This window comes from Glycomyces sp. NPDC021274, from assembly GCF_040641195.1.
In the GTDB taxonomy this organism is placed as follows: Bacteria; Actinomycetota; Actinomycetes; order Mycobacteriales; family Micromonosporaceae; genus Glycomyces.
On sequence record NZ_JBFADC010000005.1, the window covers coordinates 212,260 to 233,110 of the forward strand.

12 protein-coding genes are annotated in these 20,851 nt (G+C 68.8%); 6 read left to right on the forward strand and 6 right to left on the reverse strand.

All coding sequences use genetic code 11. The features are described 5' to 3' along the window. The first annotated feature begins 61 nt into the window (after window positions 1-61). Both AB0I03_RS14040 and AB0I03_RS14045 read left to right on the forward strand, forming a co-directional pair. On the forward strand, window positions 62-1,222 hold the full coding sequence (locus AB0I03_RS14040; protein WP_360411692.1) for an ROK family transcriptional regulator: 1,161 nt from the start codon (window positions 62-64) through the stop codon (window positions 1,220-1,222). 111 nt (window positions 1,223-1,333) lie between these two features. Beyond that, window positions 1,334-3,541, forward strand: coding sequence for an alpha-galactosidase (locus AB0I03_RS14045; protein ID WP_360411695.1), 2,208 nt, complete (start codon window positions 1,334-1,336; stop codon window positions 3,539-3,541). Between the two features lie 88 nt (window positions 3,542-3,629). On the opposite strand, the gene AB0I03_RS14050 is transcribed toward AB0I03_RS14045, so the two are convergent. Further along, window positions 3,630-5,000, reverse strand: a complete 1,371-nt coding sequence (locus tag AB0I03_RS14050) for a cellulase family glycosylhydrolase (RefSeq protein WP_360411698.1) — start codon at window positions 4,998-5,000, stop codon at window positions 3,630-3,632. A 485-nt stretch (window positions 5,001-5,485) separates the two neighbouring features. Here AB0I03_RS14050 and AB0I03_RS14055 point away from each other — a divergent pair, with 485 nt between their 5' ends. The 3 genes from AB0I03_RS14055 to AB0I03_RS14065 all read left to right on the forward strand — a co-directional run bounded on the left by AB0I03_RS14055 (window position 5,486) and on the right by AB0I03_RS14065 (window position 10,365). Further along, complete coding sequence (locus tag AB0I03_RS14055; RefSeq protein ID WP_360411701.1) at window positions 5,486-7,186, forward strand: hypothetical protein; 1,701 nt, start codon at window positions 5,486-5,488, stop codon at window positions 7,184-7,186. A 234-nt stretch (window positions 7,187-7,420) separates the two neighbouring features. Further along, the gene (locus AB0I03_RS14060; RefSeq protein ID WP_360411704.1) at window positions 7,421-8,977 is read left to right on the forward strand and encodes a pectate lyase; all 1,557 of its coding nucleotides are present in this window, start codon (window positions 7,421-7,423) and stop codon (window positions 8,975-8,977) included. A gap of 146 nt (window positions 8,978-9,123) precedes the next feature. Continuing rightward, on the forward strand, window positions 9,124-10,365 hold the full coding sequence (locus AB0I03_RS14065) for a DUF2786 domain-containing protein (protein ID WP_360411707.1): 1,242 nt from the start codon (window positions 9,124-9,126) through the stop codon (window positions 10,363-10,365). A gap of 94 nt (window positions 10,366-10,459) precedes the next feature. Here the strand turns inward: AB0I03_RS14065 and AB0I03_RS14070 are convergent, their stop codons facing one another. The 5 genes from AB0I03_RS14070 to AB0I03_RS14090 all read right to left on the reverse strand — a co-directional run bounded on the left by AB0I03_RS14070 (window position 10,460) and on the right by AB0I03_RS14090 (window position 15,959). Then, window positions 10,460-10,828 carry an Rv3235 family protein gene (locus AB0I03_RS14070; RefSeq protein ID WP_360411710.1) on the reverse strand — a complete coding sequence of 123 codons (369 nt, stop codon included), beginning with the start codon at window positions 10,826-10,828 and terminating at the stop codon, window positions 10,460-10,462. A gap of 306 nt (window positions 10,829-11,134) precedes the next feature. Further along, window positions 11,135-12,028 carry a carbohydrate ABC transporter permease gene (locus AB0I03_RS14075; RefSeq protein WP_360411713.1) on the reverse strand — a complete coding sequence of 298 codons (894 nt, stop codon included), beginning with the start codon at window positions 12,026-12,028 and terminating at the stop codon, window positions 11,135-11,137. Continuing rightward, a complete protein-coding gene (locus tag AB0I03_RS14080) occupies window positions 12,028-13,011 on the reverse strand; it encodes an ABC transporter permease subunit (RefSeq protein WP_360411716.1) in 984 nt (327 codons plus the stop codon). Before AB0I03_RS14080 ends, AB0I03_RS14075 begins: the two co-directional genes overlap by 1 nt. Further along, on the reverse strand, window positions 13,008-14,675 hold the full coding sequence (locus AB0I03_RS14085; RefSeq protein ID WP_360411719.1) for an extracellular solute-binding protein: 1,668 nt from the start codon (window positions 14,673-14,675) through the stop codon (window positions 13,008-13,010). Before AB0I03_RS14085 ends, AB0I03_RS14080 begins: the two co-directional genes overlap by 4 nt. A gap of 306 nt (window positions 14,676-14,981) precedes the next feature. Then, window positions 14,982-15,959 carry a hydroxyacid dehydrogenase gene (locus AB0I03_RS14090; protein WP_360412209.1) on the reverse strand — a complete coding sequence of 326 codons (978 nt, stop codon included), beginning with the start codon at window positions 15,957-15,959 and terminating at the stop codon, window positions 14,982-14,984. A 434-nt stretch (window positions 15,960-16,393) separates the two neighbouring features. Between AB0I03_RS14090 and AB0I03_RS14095 the strand changes: the two genes are divergently transcribed. Further along, the gene (locus AB0I03_RS14095; RefSeq protein WP_360411722.1) at window positions 16,394-20,671 is read left to right on the forward strand and encodes a putative Ig domain-containing protein; all 4,278 of its coding nucleotides are present in this window, start codon (window positions 16,394-16,396) and stop codon (window positions 20,669-20,671) included. Window positions 20,672-20,851 lie beyond the last annotated feature (180 nt).

Here is a 20,851-nt window from a genome sequence, read left to right on the forward strand (position 1 = left end):
GCAAGGACGCCTACTCGCTTCGAGCCGGTAGGCTTCACCCGAAACAAAGCGAGGAGCTTCCATGACGAGTTCGACCGGCTTCGAGAACGCGGGACCCGAGCCGTGGCCGGCCCTGGGCGGCGTCGAGCGCCAGGCCTTGCGCGAGCTGCTGATCCACGGCCCGAAGTCGCGCGCCGAGATCGCCCGGCAGCTCGGCATGTCCCGCGCGAGCCTCACCCGCGTCACCCGCACGCTGGTCGACCACGGCTTCGTCGCCGAAGGCGCCTCAGAGCTGCGCGGCGCCACCGGCCGCCCCAGCGAACTGCTCCACGTCCGCCCCGAAGCGCGCAGCTTCCTCGGGGTCAAACTCACCAAAGAGGCCCTGTTCGCCGTGGTCACCGACCTCACCGCGAACGTCCTCACCTCCCACGACGAACCGCTGCGCGCCAAAGCCGTCGACGACGTCGTCGCGCAGATCGGCGAAGTCCACGACCGCCTCAAGGCCGTCCACCCCGACATCACGGCCGCGGGCATCGCCCTCCCCGGGGACGTCACGGAGGCGGAGGGCCGCCAGGTCGTCGCCCAGTCGGTGTTCCTCGGCTGGCAGCAGGTCGAACTCGCCGCACTGGCCGGCGAGCGCCTGGGCATCCCGGTCGCCACCGAGAACGACGTGCGGTCCCTGACGGCCGCTGAGCACTGGTTCGGGGTCGGCGCCGGGTACGACTCGATGGCGCTGCTCACCGTGGGCGCCGGGGTCGGCCTCGGCCTGGTCGTGGACGGCAAGGTCGTCACCGGCGCGCACGGCAAGAGCGCCCGGGTCGACCACCAGCTCGTGGACTCGAACGGCCCGCAATGCGGGCAGGGGCACCGCGGCTGCGTCAGCTCCTACCTGCCGAACGGTTCGATCGTCGGCTCGCTGCGCACCCCCGGCCTCGACTACGACGCGGTCGTGGCGCTGGCCCGGAACCACGACCACGCGGCCCTGCGGGCCTTCGCCGAAGCCGGGCGCGCGCTCGGCGTCCTGGTGGCGACCGTGGCCAACACCATGGACCCTGAGAAGATCGTGGTCACCGGCGACGGCATCGCGGTCACCGAGTTCGCCCGAACCGAGATCGCGGCCGCGATCGAGGCCCACCGCCACCCCTACGGCGCTCCCATCACCTTCGACATCCAGCCGTTCGAGTTCGTGGAGTGGGCCCGCGCCGGGGCCGTCCTCGCGATCCGCTCCTGCCTCCGCTTCTGATACCGGAAAGCCGCCCCTCATTAGTTTCATTGATTGACAAAGCGCGATTGACAAAGCAACGGCCCGTGCGCATACTTGGGCGTCCGCTGCAGTCGTCTTCGAGAGGCCCGCATGAACGAGCCCGCATCCGCCATCGCCCCGGCACCGCCCCACCCGAGGCCGGACCGGCCCTCGCGCGGTGCCGGCGCACCCGAGCCCGCCGAACCGATCCGGGTCCTGCGCGGCGGCGGCGTCGCGGTGGTCGTGGACGTCGCCGACGACGGACTGCCGCAGGTGCTGCACTGGGGCCGCGACCTGGGCGAACTCGCACCCGGCGACCTCGCCGGACTGCGGCTGGCCCGCGCGCGGCCGGTCTCGCCGAGCGCGCTGGACGAGCCGTGGCCGCTCACACTGCTCCCCGGCGAGCACGACGGCTGGGAAGGACGCCCGGGGTTCGCGGCCCACCGCGCCGGCCGCACCGAACACCCCCGGTGGGCCGTCACCGAAGTCCGGACCGAGCCCGCACGGCTGCACGTCCGCGCCGCGGCCGACGGCCTCGCCCTCGACACCGACCTCTCGCTCGACGACGCGGGCGTCCTGCGCCTCGCGCACGAGCTCACCAACACCGCCGCCGAGCCGCTCGCGCTCACCGGCCTGGAAACCGTGCTGCCCGTAGGCGACCGCGTCGGCGAGGTCCTCGACTTCACCGGCCGCTGGACCCGCGAAAGGGCACCGCAGCGCCGGCCCCTCGCGCAGGGCAGCCATGTGCGCGAGACGCGGCGCGGGCGCACCGGCCACGACGCCCCGTTCGTCCTCGCCCTCGGCACGCCCGGGTTCTCGGCGGACGCCGGCGAGCTCTGGGCCGTCCACCTCGCGTGGAGCGGCGACGCCGTCTACCGCCACGACGCGCTCCCCGAAGCCCGGCCACTCGTGGGCGTCGGGCCGCTCCTGCGCGCCGGCGAGATCGAACTCGCGCCCGGGGAGTCGTTCCGCACCCCGACAGGCGTCTTCGTCTGGAGCGACGCCGGCACCGACGGGATCGGCGCCCGCCTGCACCGCTCCCTGCGGTCCCGGCCCGCACACCCGCGCGGTCCGCGGCCGGTCGTGCTCAACACCTGGGAAGCGGTCTACTTCCAGCACGACCTGGCCCGGCTCGCCGCGCTCGCCGACACGGCCGCGAGCATCGGCGTCGAGCGGTTCGTGCTCGACGACGGCTGGTTCCGGGGCCGCCGCGACGACAGTGCGGGCCTGGGCGACTGGACCGTCGACGCCGAAGTCTGGCCCGAAGGGCTGCATCCGATCGCGGACAGGGTCCGCTCCCTGGGCATGCAGTTCGGGCTGTGGTTCGAGCCCGAGATGGTCAACCCCGACTCCGACCTCGCCCGCGCTCATCCCGACTGGATGCTCCAGCCGCTCGACGCGGGTATCCGGCCCTGGCGCGGCCAGTACGTGCTCAACGTCGCCCACCCGGCGGCGTTCGAGTACCTGCGCACGGCCATCTCAGTGATCGTCGACGAATACGGCCTCGACTACATCAAGTGGGACCAGAACCGCGACCTGATCGAGGCCGTGCACGAGGGCCGGGCGAACGTCCACCGCCACACCGAGGCCGTGTACCGCCTGCTCGACCGGCTGCGGGCCGACCGTCCTTCGCTCGAGATCGAGTCCTGCGCTTCGGGCGGCGCGCGGGTCGACCTGGGCGTCCTCGAACGCACCGACCGGGTGTGGGCCTCGGACACGAACGACCCGATCGAGCGCCTCGCGATCCAGCGCTGGACCGAACTGCTCCTGCCGCTCGAACTCATCGGCTCGCACGTCGGCCCCGAGGTCGCCCACACCACCCACCGCGCCGCGAGCCTGGACTTCCGGATCGCGACAGCGCTCTTCGGCTCCGCCGGCATCGAATGGGACATCACCGCTTGCACCCCAGGCGAACTCGACCGGTTGCGCGAGGGCATCGCCGCTTACCGCCGACTCCGGGGCCTGCTGCACTCGGGCGCGCTCACCCACCCCGACACGGGTGACGACGGCGCGACCGCCACCGCAGTGATCAGTGAGGACCGGAGCCGCGCGGTGGTGCGACTCGCCCGGCACGCCACCGCGAACCGCGCCCTCGCGCCGATGCTCCGCATCCCCGGACTCGACCCGACCGGCCGCTATCGCGTTGCGCCCGTTGCGGAACTGCAGGTCCCGCGCGGGTTGGACGACACGCCGCCGCCGTGGCTCGCGGAGGGTCTGCTCCTGCCCGGCGCGGTCCTCACCGAGGTCGGTGTCCAGCCGCCGCTGCTCGCACCGGGCGAAGCGCTCGTCCTCGAACTCACCCGCGAACCGCGCGGCTGAACGCACGGCAGAGGCCCTGCCGGTCGTCCGTCCCTCATGGACCGACCGGCAGGGCCTTGATCGTGCGCGCCGGATCTGCGCTCACGTGTTAGGCGGCGGCGCAGCTCACCTCCGCCGCGGTGCTCGGGCCGGTGCCGATGAACCCGAAGACGCCGCGGGTCTGCCCCGCCGAGACGGTGGCGTTCCAGCCGACGTCCGAGGCGGTCACGGTCTTCCCCGACTGGGTGAGGTCGGCGTTCCAGTGCGAACTGATCGTCTGTGCGCCGGGCCAGTCCCAGGTGAGGGTCCAGCCGTCGACCGCGCCGTGGTCCGCGGTGATGCTGACGTTCCCCTGCCAGCCCGAACCCCAGTCGCTCACGACCTCGATCCGGGCGGTGCAGTCGCCCTCGGCCGGGGTGGTCGGCTCCTGGGAGGTGGTCGGTTCGTCCGAAGTGGTCGGCTCGGTGCCGCCGTCGAAGATCGTGGCCCGCTCAGCGGTCGCCCCGATGCCGTTGGCGCCGTGGAAGACCCGCTCGCCCCACGGGCGCATCTGGTTCGGGTCGAAGTCGATCACCTGGTCGTGGTCGACGCTGCTGTTGCCGCTCCAGGACCAGGCGATCCAGCCGATGCCGCGTTCTTGCGCCTCTTCTTCGATCGTGAGGGGCGTGTCGTGGCCGAACTCGCCGACGATCAAGGGCAGGCCCTTCGCCTCGAACGCGTCGAAGTAGTCGATGACGGTCTGGCCTTCGGCGTACACGCTGTACATGTGGACGGAGAAGACCGTGTTGCCCAGGACGTCTGCGTCGAAGATGTTCTGGGCGGCGTCGCCGTCGCGCATGGTGTTGGTCCAGTCCTGGCCCCAGTTCGGGGCGTCGACCACGAGCGTGTGCTCGAAGCCGATCTCGCGCATCCGCTCGACCGCGGCCGTGGTGGCCGGCTCCCAGCCGGAGACGTTGTCGTTGCCCCAGGCCTCGTTGCCGATGTTGATGAGGATGTACTCCTCCTCGCCGACCAGGACGTCCTTGATGGACTCCCAGTAGTCGACGGCCTGGTCCAGGCTGGCGGCGTTCGGGGCGTACTGGTCGCCGTAACCGGTGGTGTCGTGGACTTCGAGGACGCAGACGACCTTGTTGGCCTTGCACTCCTCGATGAGGTCCGCGACGGTGGCGGCGGGGCTCGGGCCCCACTGCTGCCCTGAGCCGAGGACGACGCGGACCGTGTTGGCGCCGAGCGCGCTCATGTCCGCGATCGCTTCGGTCTCGCCCTGGTACCACTCGTGGGGGTGGGTGGAGCCGCGCATGATGAAGACGTTCCCGTTGGCGTCCACCAGGTCGCTGCCGACGACGTGGAAGCCGGGCGTCTGGGCTTGGGCGGCGGGCAGGAAGAAGGCGGCGGCCGCTGCCGTCGCCGCAGCGGTGAGCACCGTGAGGAGCACGCGGCGAAGCGGGCGTCGCCTCCCGGGCGCGGGTGTCGCTGACATGGTGAGACCTCTCTGGAGTCGATCGCCGTCGGAGGGTCGGGCGTGCCGGGCGATCGTGACTGATCACTGACCCGACCTCGGGATAGCTAAACATAAATGCTTCGATCAGTCAATCATCTATGTTCAAGTAAGAAACAAAACGATGCCAACGAGATCGGACGGATGAGCCAACGAACTGGCTAGCAGTTTCCCTCAGGACCTGATGGAACACGTGGCCATGGCCGCCGCAACCACAGGCGACGGCACGCTCGCGGAACGCGGCTGGCCGCAGCTGGTTTGTTCACGGCGATACGCCGCTTCCCATAACGGAACCGATCGTTGCAATGAACCAGCAGGTCAAACGTCAAACTGGAGCTTCGCCGACCATCAGTTGGTTTCGGTAATTGACAAAGAAATGGAAGTTTCGTATCGTACTTGCGCGGCGGCCCGGCGACGAAACGGCCGGAACCGCCACCTCCCAACCCTTCAACGGCGAGGACCGCAAGATGAACCATCCCTCGAACACGCCGCCGCTCAGGCGCCGCTCACTGCTCAAAGCCGCCGGCATCGGCACGGCCGCCGCCGGCCTGCCGCTCGCCGCCGGCTGCGCCGACGTCAGCGGCGGCGAAGGCAACGTGCAGGAACTCGACCAGACCCTCGACCTCCTCCCCGAATACCGGGAATGGCCCCTCCCGGCCCGACCCGACCTCGTCGGCGAACCCCCGCACCACCCCAGCGCCTTCCTCAGCTACCCCAGCCCTGTCCCGCAGGCGATCCCGAACCCGCCGAGCAACTCCGGCTCCTATCAGGTCTACGTCCCGAACTGGGGTCCGGCGATGAGCAAGGACGACCCCTATTTTGACGCGATGCAGGAGGCCACGGGCGGCACGAGGATCGAGTTCGTCCAGAACACCGCCGACACCTACGCCGACGCCGCCGTGCAGTGGATCAAGGCCGAGGAGTTCGGGGACGCGATCTTCCTCCAGACCTGGATGGGCGGCGTCGACGCGAACTTCAACGAGACCGTCGTCAACCGGTTCGCGAACCTCACCGACATCGTCTCCGGTGACATCGCCGAGCGCTGGCCGCTGCTGGCCGGCCGAGGCGACGACGCCTGGGCCAACTGCGTCTGGTCCACCGACCCCGAGAAGCCGCAGGAGACCGCGGGGATCTACGCGATCCCGTGGACCCTGAAGGGCGGGCCCGGCAACGCCGTCTTCTACCGGGCCGACCTGCTCGCCGCGGCCGATCTCGCGGTCCCGACCACTGTGGAGGGACTGCTGGAGGTCGCCCGCGCCTGGTCGGACGACGCGGCGGGCCGCTGGGCCATCGCCGGGACCGACTGGATGTCCCCGGCCTGGTTCGGGCTGACCGCCGGCAACGGCTGGTCCTGGGACGGCTCAGGCATGGTCCACAACTACGAGCGCCCCGAGTACAAGGACTACGTCGAATTCCACCGCACCCTGACCGACGAGAAGCTCCGCCACCCCGGTGTGGGCAGCCCGGACTTCGACTACCGGGCGGCGCACCGGATCGGCGAGGTCGTCTTCGATCAGGACGGCTGGAACCGCTGGCCCGAGCTCACCGCGGAGGTCCGCACCTCCGGTGAGAACCCCGACTTCGAACTCGGCGCCCTGGGCGCGCTGAACTACAAGGGCCGCGACCCGGTCTACTTCGCCGCGCACGGCATCGACGGCTGGCTGTTCCTCAGCAAGCACCTGAGCGAAGACGCGATCGCCGAGATCCTCGACGTGTGCAACTTCGTCGCCGCCCCGTACGGCACCAAGGAGTACGAGATGGTCACCTTCGGGATCGAAGGCGAGCACTTCGAATACGACGCGGACGGCAAGCCGGCGTTCACCGAGGCCGGCAACATCGCGAAGCAGGACTCGTTCGCCTACACCGCGATGAGCGGCGTGACCCAGGTGTTCATCGACGGGCCCGCCGATGTCGTCGAGGCCCGCTTCGCGTTCGACGCGGCGATGCAGCCGTACCTGGACGAGGACCTCTTCAAAGGGCTCCGGTTGACCGCACCGGAATCGGGCCACGCCGCGGGGACGGTCTTCAACGAGAAGATGCAGGACATCATCCACGGCCGCGCGGAGATGAGCGAGTACGACGCGGCGGTCGAGGCCTGGAAGGCCGATGGCCTCGAGGAGTCCCGCGAGTTCTTCGCAACGGCCTACAAGCAGCTTCACGGCGAGTAGCGACGCCGCCGCAGTCCGCCGGATCCCCCACCTTTGCCGGGCGGGGATCCGGCCTTCTTCCTGCACGGGCGGGTCGCGGACCCGTCGGCCGCCCTCGCGCCAGCCATTGGCGGATTCAGGTTCGCTGAGAAGTTTCTGCAATCGGTTGCATCGAAGGTCTTGACCCCGGGAAAGCCCTTTCCCTAAACTCATTGACATATATCGATGCATCTTCCGTGAAGGAGAACCCCCCAGATGAGACGAACCGTCACCCGCAGGATCGCCGCGGTGCTCGCCACCGCAGCCGTGGTCGCAGCAGGCGTCGCCCTGTCGATCACCAACGCCTCCGCGGCAACCGGCGGCGTAACCGGCTACGCCACGCAGAACGGCGGGACCACCGGCGGCGCCGGCGGCCAGGTCGTCCGCGCCACCACCGGCACCCAGATCAACCAGGCCCTGTGCAACCGGGCCAGCTCCAGCACCCCGATCATCATCCAGGTCGAGGGGACCATCAACCACGGCAACACCAGCGACGTCTCCGGCGACAGCTGCGACGTCGGCTCCACCCTCATCGACCTCAAAGAGGTCAGCAACGTGACGATCGTCGGCGTCGGCTCCGGCGCCGTGTTCGACCAGATCGGGATCCACATCCGGTCCTCCAGCAACATCATCCTGCAGAACTTCACCGTGAGGAACGTGAAGAAGTCCGGCTCGCCCACCTCCAACGGCGGCGACGCGATCGGCATGGAAGCAGGCGTGCGCAACGTCTGGGCCGACCACCTCACCCTCGAAGCCTCAGGCGGCGAAGCCGAAGGCTACGACGGCCTCTTCGACATGAAGAACGACACCGAGTACGTCACCCTCTCCTACAGCATCCTGCGCAACTCCGAGCGCGGCGGCCTGGTCGGCTCCAGCGAGAGCGACACGTCGAACAACTACATCACCTACCACCACAACCTGTACGACAACCTCAACTCCCGGGTGCCGCTGCTGCGCGGCGCCACGGCCCACATCTACAACAACCACTACACCGGGATCGTGGAGTCGGGCATCAACTCCCGTGCCGGCGGCAAGGCCAAAGTGGACAACAACTACTTCGAGGACTCGAAGGACGTCCTCGGCACCTTCTACACCAACGAGCGCGGGACCTGGCAGACCAGCGGGAACATCCTCGACAACGTGACCTGGTCGGCCCAGGGCAGCGAGAACTACCCCGCCGGACCCAGCATGCCCTCCACCACCACCATCAGCGTCCCCTACAGCTACTCGCTCGACAACGCCTCCTGCGTGCCGAGCATCGTGAGCAAGACGGCCGGCGCGAACAAGGGCAACCAGGTCTCGGACGGCAGCTGCAACGTGCAGTCCCCGTCGCCGAACCCGACCAACCCCACCACCAGCCCCACCACTGGCCCGACTGACCCTGGCACGAGTCCGACCACCCCGCCCGGCGGCACCAACCTCAGCATCGGCGCCGGCGCCGACGGCTCCAGCAAGGCCAGCGGCACCAGCTACGGCAACGTCATCGACGGGAGCATGAGCACCTACTGGTCGCCCAGCGGCACCACCGGCACGGTCTCCGTGAAATGGAGTTCGGCCAAGACGATCGACACCGTCAACATCCGTGAAGCCGCAGGCACCGCGGGCAACATCGACAACTGGCAGCTCGTGAACCACGCCACGGGCGCCGTCCTCGCCTCCGGCACCGGCGCGGGGGTGATCTCCTTCTCCGCCGTCTCCACGACGAAGGTCAGCTTCGTGATCACGAGCGCGAGCGGCACGCCGAGAGTCGCCGAATTCGAGGTCTACGCCTGACCCAGGGCGCCCCGCGCGGCCCCGGCTGCGCGGGGTGTCTCCCCTCACGCCCGACCCGAACCGCAGCGTTGGCCCCGTGACCTGCGACTTTGATACAGTCGCAGGAGTGATCGCGGGGCCTTCGCGTTCGCGGAATCGGGGGAACGGTGCAACAGGACGAGCTCGACGGGCTGCCGCTCGAAGGACGCGCCCGCTACGCGGTGCTCGGCGTCCTCCAGCGGGCCCGGAGCCTGCGCCTCGACTGGGTCGACGCCGCCTCCGACCTCGAAGGCGGCTCGGGCGATCCCGGCTGGCCGGCGGCGCTCGCCGGCGTCTTCGACGAACTCGGCGGCGACGCGGCCCTGCGCGCCTGGGAGTGGGGCTGGATGCCGCGAGAGGCCTTGAGCGCCTTGCGGAAGTCCCTCAGCCCGGAGGCGGTGCGGGCCGGCGCGGTCATGATGCGCGGCCAGCTCGCGCAGTACCGCGACATGCAGCTGAGCGACCGCTGGAACGTGCAGCGCGAAGAGCTCGCCGCGATCGCCCCGTTCGCGGGCGTCGCCAAGGCGAGCGCGGGCCTGGGCCGCTGGGACCGGATCGTCCTGTGGGGAGCCGTCCTCGAAGCCCTCGACTTCCTCAGTGGACTCCCGAAGATCCCGAAGGTCGAGCCGCTCCCGGGCGACCTGCTCATCACGCACGGGCTCGGCGTCGCGGAGTCCTCCCGCGTCTACGAGAAGATCCGGGCCCTGCTCGCCAAGGCCGAGTCGACCGACTCCGACGCCGAAGCCGAGGCGTTCACCGCCAAGGCGCAGCAGCTCATCGCCCGCCACAGCATCAACGAGGCGCTCCTTTCCGAAGCGGGCGAAGGCAAGCGCGACCCAGAGGCGCTCCGCGTCATCATCGAGCGCCCTTACGAGCAGCCCAAGTCCGAGCTCCTCGCCCAGATCGCCGACGCCAACCACTGCCGCTCCGTGTACTGGCCCGACGGCGGTTTCACCACCTTGATCGGCGACCGCGCGGACCTCCGCTCGGTCGAGCTCCTCTTCAACTCCCTGCTGGTGCAGGCCACTGCGGCGATGACCCGGGTCGGCTCGATCTCGGCCAAGCGCGGCAAGTCCCAGACGCGCTCGTTCCGCCAGTCGTTCCTGGCGTCCTTCGCCATGCGCATCGGCGAACGCCTCCGCGAATCCGCCGAGGACACCGCCCGCGAGTACACCGAGGAGACCGGCACCGACCTCGTCCCCGTGATGCGCCAACGCGACCAGCGCGTCGACTCCCGCACCGAAGAACTCTTCCCCCGCCTCAAATTCGGCCGCTCCACCCGCATCACCAACTACGAGGGCCACATAGCCGGCCTCGCCGCAGCCGACGCCGCCCGCCTCACCGCCCCGGAGCCCATCACCCGCCGCTGAATCAGCACCCCGGGATCCGTTTCGAGACGCGCAGGCGCCGCCGGGAACGCGATGAGGCCCCCGGCGCTGTGCGCTCGGGGGCCTCGCTGATGGTTCAGCGCCGCTGCATCGGGCGGCGGTTGGCGTGGATGAGGTCGCAGTGGTCGAGTCGCCAACCGTGCTGCGTCGCACGGAAGGTCAAGGTCATGGCCTGGTGGGCGGTGCCGTTCTCGACCATGGCGACGATCTCGGCCGACTCCTTGGTGGGGAAGTTCGCGCGGACGACCCGGACTTGGCGGAACCGGGTGGGGACGCGGCGCTGGACCCTGGTGAAGGCCCGCCAGCCGGCATCGGTGGCGAACATGCGGGCCTCGGCGGCGGATTTGCGTCCGGTGAGGACGTTCAGGAAGAAGGTCGAGTAGGAGACGGCCTGGCGGGGCGGGAATCGGTTCGGTATGTCGCTGACGTTATTGCGGCACTTCATGGTTCCTCCAGGATCGGTGGGGCCCGGTCGAAGGAGAATCTATTCATCACTTTAGGTGAAGTCAAGCACACCAGTAGTGATGACCCTGGTCTTGCCGCGTCTCGATTGTGGAATCCGCACGAGTGGCACTTCGCAACGGCTGCTTCGTAAGGGACAGGAGCGCTACGTTGAAGCGCGTCTCCTGTGGAACCCTACAAAAACCAATCGGCTGCCCGTGGCGTGTCGCGAGGCGCGAATCGGCCGGGCCGGTCACCGCAGCTGCGGTGACCGGCCCGGCCGTATTCAGTTGTGTCTTAACCCTCGGATTCAGCCTTTGACGGCGCCGGTGAGGACGCCGGAGGTGAAGAAGCGCTGGAGGAACGGGTAGACGATGAGGATGGGGACCGTCGCGAGGACGATGACGGCCATCTGGAGGGTCACGCCGGGGGGCGGGGGCTGGTCGGGGGAGACGACGGCTCCCGGGATGGCGACGCCGGCGAGGACGTACTGCTGGAGGACGACCTGGATGGGCCACTTCTCGCTGTCGTTGATGTAGAGCAGCGCGTTGAAGTAGGTGTTCCAGTAGGCCACGGCGTAGAACAGGCCCATCACGGCGAGCACGGGTTTGGAGAGCGGCAGGACGATCTGGAGGAAGATCCGCCATTCGCCCGCGCCGTCGATGCGCGCCGCTTCGATGAGTTCCTCGGGCAGGCCTTGGAAGAAGTTCCGGATCACGATCATGTTGAAGGCCGAGATGAGGCCCGGGATGATCAGGGACCACGTGGAGTCCAGGAGCCCGAGGTACTTGATGAGCATGAAGTTCGGGATGATGCCGGCGCTGAAGAACATCGTCGCGAGGATGCCGATGAGCACGATCTTGGCGCCGGGGACCTGGCGGGTGCGCACCAGGCCCCAGGCGAGCATCGAGGTCGCGGCGAGGGAGAGGAGCGTGCCGACGACGGTGATGAAGAGCGAGTTCTGGAGGCCGTTGACGACGGTGCCGCCGTTGAAGATCGCGCGGTAGGCGTCGAGCGAGTACTCGGTGGGGAAGACGACGCCCGCGCGGGCCTGCTCGGGCGAGGCGAAGCTCATCGCGATGACGTAGACCAGCGGGTAGATCATCGTGATGACGATGCAGACGATGACGATCGCCTTGACGCCCCTGACCCACACCGGGGGCGGGTTCATCCATGGTGGACGGCTGACGGTTGCGGTGGCCATTAGAAGATCCCCTCTCCGCCCATCTTCTTGGCGAGCTTGTTGGCCGACAGGACCAGGATGGTGCCGATGATGCCCTTGAGCAGGCCTGCGGCGGTGGCGATGCCCCATTGGCCGCCGAGGACGCCTCTGAAGTAGACGAACGTGTCGAGCACTTGCGCGGCGTCGGCGCCGACCATGGGCTGCTGGAGCAGGAGCTGCTCGAAGCCGACGGTGAGGATCGAGCCGATGTTGAGGATGAGCAGGAGCGTCGCGACCGGGATGAGCGCGGGCAGCGTGATGTGCCAGGTGCGCTGCCAGCCCGAGGCGCCGTCGATCGCGGCGGCCTCGTAGCGCTCGGAGGGGATGCCGGCGATGGCGGCGAAGAAGATGATGGTGCCCCAGCCGGCGTCCTTCCAGATGTTCTGGGCGACGACGAGGAATTTGAAGCCGTCCGCGTCGGTCATGAGGTCGAAGCCGGGCATGCCGAAGCCGTCGAGGATGCCCGCGACGAGTCCGCCGCCGCCTACGACCTGCTGCCACACCGAGATCACGATGACCCAGGAGAGGAAGTTGGGCAGGTAGACGATGGTCTGGACGAGCCGCTTCACCTTCTCCGACAGCAGTGAGTGCAGCAGGAGCGCGAGGGCGATCGGCGCCGGGAAGGCGAAGGCCAGCTGGAGGAACGCGATGATGAGCGTGTTCCGCAGGGCGGTGATGATCTCGGGGTCGGTCCAGATCGCGGTGAAGTTCGCGAGGCCGACCCACGGTGAGCCCTCGATGCCGCGGAACGGCGAGTAGTCCTGGAACGCGACGACGTTGCCCGCCATGGGCACGTACATGAAGACCAGAAAGAACGCGGCGCCGGGGATGATGAACGTGTACGACCAGCGTTCACGCCAGATCCGTTGGCGCAGCGTCAGTTTGCGTCGCTGCGGGGGCGCGGACGGCCCCGGGGCCCGCGCAGTGCGGGTCCCGGGGCCGGCGTCCGTGGTGTTCACGCTCACTTGCCCGCGTCCTTCAGCGCCTGGGTGTATTCGTCGCGGACCTGGGTGCCTCCCTGCGACATGTAGTTGTCCACGAAGGACTGCAGGTCGTCGATGCTCTCGCGGCCGGTGATCACGCCGGTCTCGAAGTCCGTCCACAGCTGCTTGAGCTGCGCGCCCTTGGTGACGAAGGTCTGCGAGGCGGCCTCGAGCCCTTCGAGGGGCCGCGCGATCGAGTGCTCCGCCAGGGCCTCCATGACCGTGACGAAGGATTCGGCCCACGGGGCCGCGTTCGGGTGGATGCGGTACGAGTTGTCGCCGGAGGTGACGCCGACGTACTGGACGGCCAGCGCGGTAGCGCTGTCGGGGTTGACGATCGGGATGCCGTGCGCGTCGACGGTGTGGTGGACGCCCTCGGTGCCGTTGGCGATGAAGTACTGCTCCTCGGAGCCGAACGGGGCCGAGAGGTAGTCGAGGACGTTGAGGATCTCGGTGAGGCGGTCCTCGTCCTCGGCCGCGGCCGCCGATACGCAGGTCGACCGGCCGTAGGGCACGTTGCGCACGACGACCTGGCCGGAGCCGTCGAAGCCGGGCATGTCGAAGAAGTCGTACGTCGCGCCCGGCAGGTCGGCCTCCCACTGGGACAGGCCGAGTGCGCCGATGGCCCCGCCGACCGGGTCGTAGCGCAGGGCCGCACCGGAGACGATGTCGGTGGCCGTGGGGGACATGGAGACCGGGTCGAAGATCCCCTCGGCCCAGGCGCGGGCGAGCCATTCGAGCATCGCCCGGTAGTTCTCGGTCGAGGTGATGTGGACCAGGTCGCCGTCGGCGTTCACCTGCCATTCGGCGCCGGTCTTGAACAGGCGCTGGAACATCACCGCGGTGTTGGGGTGGGCGTCGTACTTGTTGAGCCCGTAGACCTTCTGGCCGCCGGGGCCCGTGCCGAGGGCCGAGACCTCTTTGAGCATGGTGAACAGCTCGTCGGCGTCCTTGGGGGCGCGTCCGATCGAGGTCTGGTCGACCAGGTCGGTGCGCATCGTCGGCACGTTGGTGAGGGCCCAGACGGTCGAGGGGACCTGGTAGATGCGGCCGTCCTTGAGGCTGGCCTGCCAGATTTCCTCTTTGCGCGCGGCGAGGTTGGGCCACTTGAGGATGTTGTCGCCCGAGAACGTCTCGGAGAGGTCGGCGAACGCGCCGTCGCGGATGCCCTGGAGGTTCCCCGCGGACTGGTCGTTGACGAAGACCAGGTCGGGGACGTCGCCAGAGGCGAGCATGGTCGCGAACTTCTGGTCGAAGACCGGCTGGGGCACGAACTGCGGCTCGAAGCTGACGCCCAGGCGCTCGTTCAGCTCCTGCCAGTACGGGTTCTCCTCGAGCGGGGTGGCGGGGTCGCCCCAGGTGAGCTGGAAGCTCGTGACCTTGCCGCCCGAGCCCGGCTCGCGGTCGACCGACTTGAAGAACGTCTTCGGGTACTCGGTGTAGACGCTCTCCATGCCCGGGGTCTCGCTCGTGTAGTACGGCTGGACCTCGAGTTCCGGGGCGGGCTGGTACGTCGGCATCTCGTAGTCGCCGCCCGTGGCGCCGCCTCCGGCGCTGCCGGAGCAGGCGGCGGTCGTACCGAGTGCGGCAGTGGCGGCTGCGGCGCCGGCGGCACCGAGGAGCTTGCGGCGAGAGACTTCGGCCATGAGGGGCCTCCTTAGATCAACGTTGATACAGGGGTGAGGGATGAGGCTGTTGTGAAGATTATTCCGACGGCCGGTGCGGTCGTCCTGCCGGGTGCTGCACCAGGTCGCCGGGGAGATAACGGTATCATCAGGTATGGAAATCAGTCAATGATTCGCCTGCCGAAATCTCGGTTCTCAGAGCGTTCTATTCGATTGCGGCGCAACGTATTCGCAGGATGATGCGAATTCGTTGCCGTCCGCGCGGGCGTTTCCAGTCTCGCCGGTGCACCGGAAAACGGTCAGATATCGGTTTCTATCTTCGTCGCATCAGGCCTGCCTCCAGAGCGTCTCGGGATCCACCCGGTGCAGCAGCGGCTCGCCCGCCGCGTACCGCTCGGCGTCCTCGACCATGAACAGGCCCATACGGGACAACTCGTTGCCGTGCGAGCCGGCCACGTGCGGAGTGAGGAAGACATTGGGAAGGTCGTACAGCGGCGAGTGCGCCGGCAGCGGCTCCGGGTGCGTCACGTCGATGACCGCCGAGAGCCGCCCGTTGAGCAGCTCCACGGTGAGCGCCGCAGTGTCGACCAGGCGCCCGCGCGCCGTGTTGACCACCACCGTGCCGTCCCGCATGAGCGCCAGCCGCTCGGCGTTGATGAGGTGCTCGGTCTCGGGCAGATCGGGCGCGTGGACGCTGACCACGTCCGCCCGGGCCACCAGCTCATCGAGCCCGACCGACTCCGCGCCCAGCTCGGCCGCCTCGGCCGCACCCACGAACGGGTCGTACAGCAGCACCGTGAAATCGAACGGCCGCAGCAGCTCCAGCACCCGCCGCCCGATCTTCGAGGCGCTCACGACACCGATCGTGCGACCGAAATTGCCGACCCCCGGGTGGATGTACCCCAGCGTGAAACTGCGCTCCTTGCGGAAGTCCTCGCGCAGCTGGAAGATCCCCTTGCCCGCCATCAGGATCGACGCGAGCGTGTACTCCGCGACCGGCAGCGCGTTCGCCCCCGACGAGCTGGAGACGACGATGCCCCGCTCCCAGCCGGCGTCGCCGAGGATCCACTTCACCGTGCCGGCCGCGTGCAGCACCGCCTTCAGATGCGGCGCCCCGGCCAGCACGTCGTCGTTCAGTTTCGGTACACCCCAACTGGAGACGACGACCTCGGCCTCCGCCAGCGCCGCCTTCGCGGCGGGCTCGGAGAAGTCCTGGACGACGAATTCGGGGTCGAAGTCGAGCACCGCGGCGAGACGCCGCATGAGCGGCTCGGGGAAGAGCTGCGGGAGGAACTCGGGGCTCATGGCCAAGAGCGCTCGGGGTCGGTCTGCCACTCGGGGGTCCTTCGGAGTCGCCGGATAGATATCGGTTTCTAAGTTAGATCTCAATCGCTGACTTGTCGAGACCCTCTGATCGATCAATGTCAGCAGCAGGGACCCAGATCACCTGTCGATACAACCGATCATGCAGCTAGACAACGTGATCTTCCCAAGATAACAATTCGGTAACCCGACGCAGGGGTCAAAACTTGCCCATACCAACGAGCAGAGAACGTTATCTGCCAGAGCCTTGATTCTCGCCACCGCAGCCGCTATCGTCCGCATAGACGGATTCCGATATGCAGCTGCTTGTGCACCCGACCGGACCCCTCCGGCGCCGCCACCCCCGCCGGCAGACCCGGAAGGCCCCCGCCTTGAAAGGCCTCCCCTTGCAAGGCTCTACCCCGAAAGGACGTGCAATGACGCAAGTCGACCGACGAAAGCGGCCGCGCCTCATCGCGCTGGCCGCCGCCCTCGCGGCGGGCATCGCGGTGGTCGCCGCACCGCCGCCCGCGCAGGCCCAGGAGCAGGACGAACTGCCCTACGCCGGCCTCCTCACCGACCACGTGGTCGAGATCAACGAGACCGTGAGCGACGCCGGGTTCGTCCACCCCGGCGTGGGCCTCTCGGCCGACGACCTGCGCAACGCCCAGGAGATGGTCCGCTCGGGCCAGGAGCCGTGGGCCTCCTACTTCGACGCGATGACCAAGACCGGCGCCACCTCCAAGACCTACCGCGCGTCCAACTCCAAGTCCGCCGCGCAACCGGACGTCGCGCTCGACCCGAACTTCAACCACGGGGGCCTGCGCGGCCGCGAGACGAACGACTCCTACGGCGCGCTCAGCCAGTCCCTCATGTGGGTCATGACCGGCAACGAGGTGTACCGCAAGAACGCGATCCAGGCCCTGCGCACGTGGGCGAGCATGAACCCCGACGGGTTCAAGTACTTCCCCGACGCGCACATCCACACCGGCAAGCCGCTCTCCCAGTTCCTCATGGCCGCCGAGATCATCCGCGCCACCGAACCGGCCGCCGACGACACGCCGGGCACGCACGACGGCTACAGCGTCGAATGGACCGCCGACGACGACGCGAAGCTGCTCGGCAACTTCGCCCAGCCGCTCGTCGACACGTTCCTGTACTCGCCCGAGCGGTGGATGAACCAGCACAACTTCGGGTTGTACGGCCGCATCGCGACCGCGATCTACGCCGACGACGCCGAGGCCTACGCCAAGGGCGTCGAGTGGTTCACCGTGAACTCCGAGTTCGTGAACTACACCAGCGGCGGCCTCGCGCAGCAGATCCCGCTCATCGAGGCCGACGACCCCGCCAACCCCTACGGCGAGGACTTCGTGCAGCTGCGCGAGATGGGCCGCGACCAGGCCCACGCCGAATGCAACATCGACAACTTCGCGGCGATGGCGCGCTTCCTCCACGTCCAGGGCACCAGAGTGGACCCTGAGGACGGCACCGTCTCCACCGCCGACGACGCCGTGACCGCCTACGGCTTCCTCGGCAACCGGCTCCTGGCCGGCGCGGACGCGTTCGACGGCTACATGATGGGGCAGCCCACGAAGTACATCGACGACCGCGGCACCGGCGGCGTCATCTCGCCGGCCTACCGGGGCCGGATGTTCAACGCGCTCAACGAGTTGTACTACCAGTACAAGTACGTCGAAGGCGTCGACGTCGAGGCCGAGGCACCGAACGTCGCCCTCCTGAACGAGCGCATGGACGGCCCCCTCTACAAGTACGGGACCGGCGTCCACAACTTCTGGTCCCCAGGCGACAAGAGCATCGAGTACTGGGTGGCGTTCCCGCCCGAGATCGCCGGCACCGAGCCGCGACCGGCCGAGGACACCGCGCTCACCTTCGGCAACTACGGCATCCCGCTCGACGACGGCACCGAGATCATCAGCGAGGACGGCGCCACCTTCGCCCGCGCCACCGCGGACGCGGACGGCACCGTCAGCGTCGTCAGCCGTGTGATGTACCCCGGCAACAGCACGACGGGCGTGCTCGTGCGCACCGACGGCCCCGCCGTCATGGAAGTGCTCGACAAGGAGGAGCGCGACCCGCGCAACGAGGCCGAACCCGAGCCGGGCGTCCTGGCGCGGATGGAACTGCCCGACACGCAAGGCGAATGGCGGTACGTCACGTACCCCGCGGTCGGCCTCAACACCCAGTTCTACCGCATCACCGGTGACGGCACCACTGTGGACATGGACTCGCTCCTGCTCGACGCCCAGAAGCAGCTCACCCCGCCCGCCTTCGAGCAGGCCCGCGGCAAGTACCACCTGTGGCCGGACGCGACCTCCACGTTCGAGCTCGGCGCGACCGACACCGGGAACGCCCCCGCCTACACCGCCGCAGGCCTCCCGGAAGGCGCCGAACTCGACCCCGAGACCGGCACCCTCACCTGGAAGCCGACCTCGCACGACCGCGGCGTCCACCAGGTCCAGATCATCGCCGACGACGGCGACGCCGTCTCCGCCCGGACCTTCGAACTCGCCGTGGCCAAGAACCGGCCCAAGATGATCGACGCGGCCGTCGCCGACGGCACCGAGGAGGGCGCGGTCTACACCACGGCCTCGAACGAGCCGTACCAGGCCGCGCTCGACGCCGCGAAGGACTCGGCCGAGAACGGCACCGATGAGGAGTTCCGCACCGCGTTCCAGGCCCTGCTCGACGCCATCGAGGCGCTCGAACTGCTCAACCCGCGGCTGGCGGACGGATCGCTCGACTACCGCAACGCGGTCGCCCCGGCCAACATGACCGCGGACCAGGCCCGCGCCCTCGCCGACGGCAACAACAACAGCCACTTCGGCGACCTGCGGGTCGGGTTCGTCACGCTCGACTTCGGCACCCGGTACCGCGTCGCCGCCGAGGAGTTCGGCCTCCAGGCCCGCTTCTCGTTCCCGATGCGCTCGCAGGGCACCAACGTGTACGGGTCCAACGACGGCATCACCTGGGACCTGCTCACCGAGCGGCCGACCGGCGACACCAACGAGATGGAGACCATCCCGGTCGTCGCCGAGCACCGCGGCAAGGAGTACCGCTACCTGAAGCTCCAGATCGACGATCCGGCCCCGCCGATCGACCCCGCCTACCCGGGCATCTGGTCGGTCGCCGAGTTCCACGTCTTCGGCGACCGCTCCGAGGTCCCCGGCGATATCACCGACGTGTCGGTGGCCTCACCGGACGCCGAAGCGGGCAGGGTGATCAGCGGCGACGAGGTCAACGTGACCTTCACCAGCGCGAAGCCGATCAGCGACGTCGCGGTCAGCGTCGGCGGCCAGGAGCTCGCCGCGACCAGCGAGGACTCGCTGTCGTGGACGGCCACCGGCACGCTCGGCGACCTCACCGGCGGCGGCCGCCTCGACCTCGTGGTCGACCACACCACTGAGGACGGTGAGACGGCCGCGACGATCCACGGCGCGACGGACAGCACCGCCCTCTACGGCTCGGACGAACGGAACCTCGTCGACCTCGCCGACGCGCAAGTGATCAAGGCGGACGGTTCGGCCGACTCGTCGAATGCCGCCCAGTCGCAGAAGATGCTCGACGGCAACCCCGCGACCTTCAGCGACGTGCCCGCCGTCGACGGCCAGCACTCCCTCGTGTGGGACTTCGGCGCCGGCGTGCAGGTCAGCGTGGACCGCTTCGACTATCTTGCGCGCCAAGACAGCGAGGGCGTGCGCCGCATGGACGACCAGGTGCTCCAGGGCTCGAACGACCTCACCACCTGGACCACCGTCGGTGACGCGTCGTTCAAGACGCTGTCGTGGCAGAACCTCCCGTCGCAGGACGACGAAGGCTACCGCTACCTGCGGGTCGTGAACAGCGCGCCGGTCTACATCGCGGAGCTCCGGCTCTTCGGCACCGCCGTCTACGACATCGACCCGATCCTGGAGCGCGCGGACGCCGTGGACCTGAGCGGCTACACCCGCGGTTCGCAGCTCCTCTTCCCGCGGGAAGTCGCCGCGGTCCGCGAGGCCCTCGCCGAACCGGAGGCCGACGAGCAGGCCCTCGCCCAGCGCCTCATCAACGCCTGGGACCTCCTCGACCCGTCGGCGACCGAGGCGCCCGCCGGTTTCGATCAGTCCTGGGTCGCGGCCAGCACGGGCTCGTGGGACGGCTCGAAGGACGCGGCCGCCAACGGCTGGGCCATGTTCGACGGCAACACCGGGACGTTCACCGACACGACCACCAAGTCCTGCACGAACACCGTGCTCCCGACCGACGGGACCGGGTACACCGTGGTCGGCGTGAAGTACTTCCCGCGCGACAGCGCGTGGTTGCGGGCGACCGGCCTGAAGATCCAGGGCTCCAACGACGGCGGCGCCACCTGGACCGAGTTCGCGAGCACCGGCACCCCGGTCCGCGGCTGGAACACGGTCCCTCTGGCCGAGCCCGTCCACTACGAGGCCCTGCGCATCAGCGGCGGCAACGGCTACTGCAACGTCGCCGAACTCCAGTTCATCGTCGAAGTCATCGACAAGTCCGGCCTCGCCGTCCACCTCGACGATGCGGCCGCGCTCACCGAAGCCGGCTGGACCGCCGACTCCTGGACGGCGCTCACCGCCGCCCGAGACGCGGCGACCACCGTCAACGACGACAAGGGCGCCACCCAGGAAGAGGTGGACACCGCCTCCGATGCCCTCACCACCGCGATCGACGGCCTCGTGAAGGCCTGACACCGCTCGACACCAAGGACCCCAAGCGCTTACGCGCTTGGGGCCCTTCGTCAATCATCGCGTCCCGTTCGCGAGCAGCGCGGGCTCCACGGGCGGACGCACAGGCGGCTACCGACCCGCGGGGATCGTCATCGTCACCGCGATCATCGGAGCCTGCCCCTCCACATGAGTCGGTGCACC

Bases quoted from the DNA above. Each gene is read 5' to 3' on its own strand.
- AB0I03_RS14090 (WP_360412209.1), bottom strand. From the start codon at position 15,959: ATGAGCCCCGAGTTCCTCCCGCAGCTCTTCCCCGAGCCGCTCATGCGG.
- AB0I03_RS14095 (WP_360411722.1), top strand. From the start codon at position 16,394: ATGACGCAAGTCGACCGACGAAAGCGGCCGCGCCTCATCGCGCTGGCC.
- AB0I03_RS14040 (WP_360411692.1), top strand. From the start codon at position 62: ATGACGAGTTCGACCGGCTTCGAGAACGCGGGACCCGAGCCGTGGCCG.
- AB0I03_RS14085 (WP_360411719.1), bottom strand. From the start codon at position 14,675: ATGGCCGAAGTCTCTCGCCGCAAGCTCCTCGGTGCCGCCGGCGCCGCA.
- AB0I03_RS14045 (WP_360411695.1), top strand. From the start codon at position 1,334: ATGAACGAGCCCGCATCCGCCATCGCCCCGGCACCGCCCCACCCGAGG.
- AB0I03_RS14060 (WP_360411704.1), top strand. From the start codon at position 7,421: ATGAGACGAACCGTCACCCGCAGGATCGCCGCGGTGCTCGCCACCGCA.
- AB0I03_RS14075 (WP_360411713.1), bottom strand. From the start codon at position 12,028: ATGGCCACCGCAACCGTCAGCCGTCCACCATGGATGAACCCGCCCCCG.
- AB0I03_RS14050 (WP_360411698.1), bottom strand. From the start codon at position 5,000: ATGTCAGCGACACCCGCGCCCGGGAGGCGACGCCCGCTTCGCCGCGTG.
- AB0I03_RS14055 (WP_360411701.1), top strand. From the start codon at position 5,486: ATGAACCATCCCTCGAACACGCCGCCGCTCAGGCGCCGCTCACTGCTC.
- AB0I03_RS14070 (WP_360411710.1), bottom strand. From the start codon at position 10,828: ATGAAGTGCCGCAATAACGTCAGCGACATACCGAACCGATTCCCGCCC.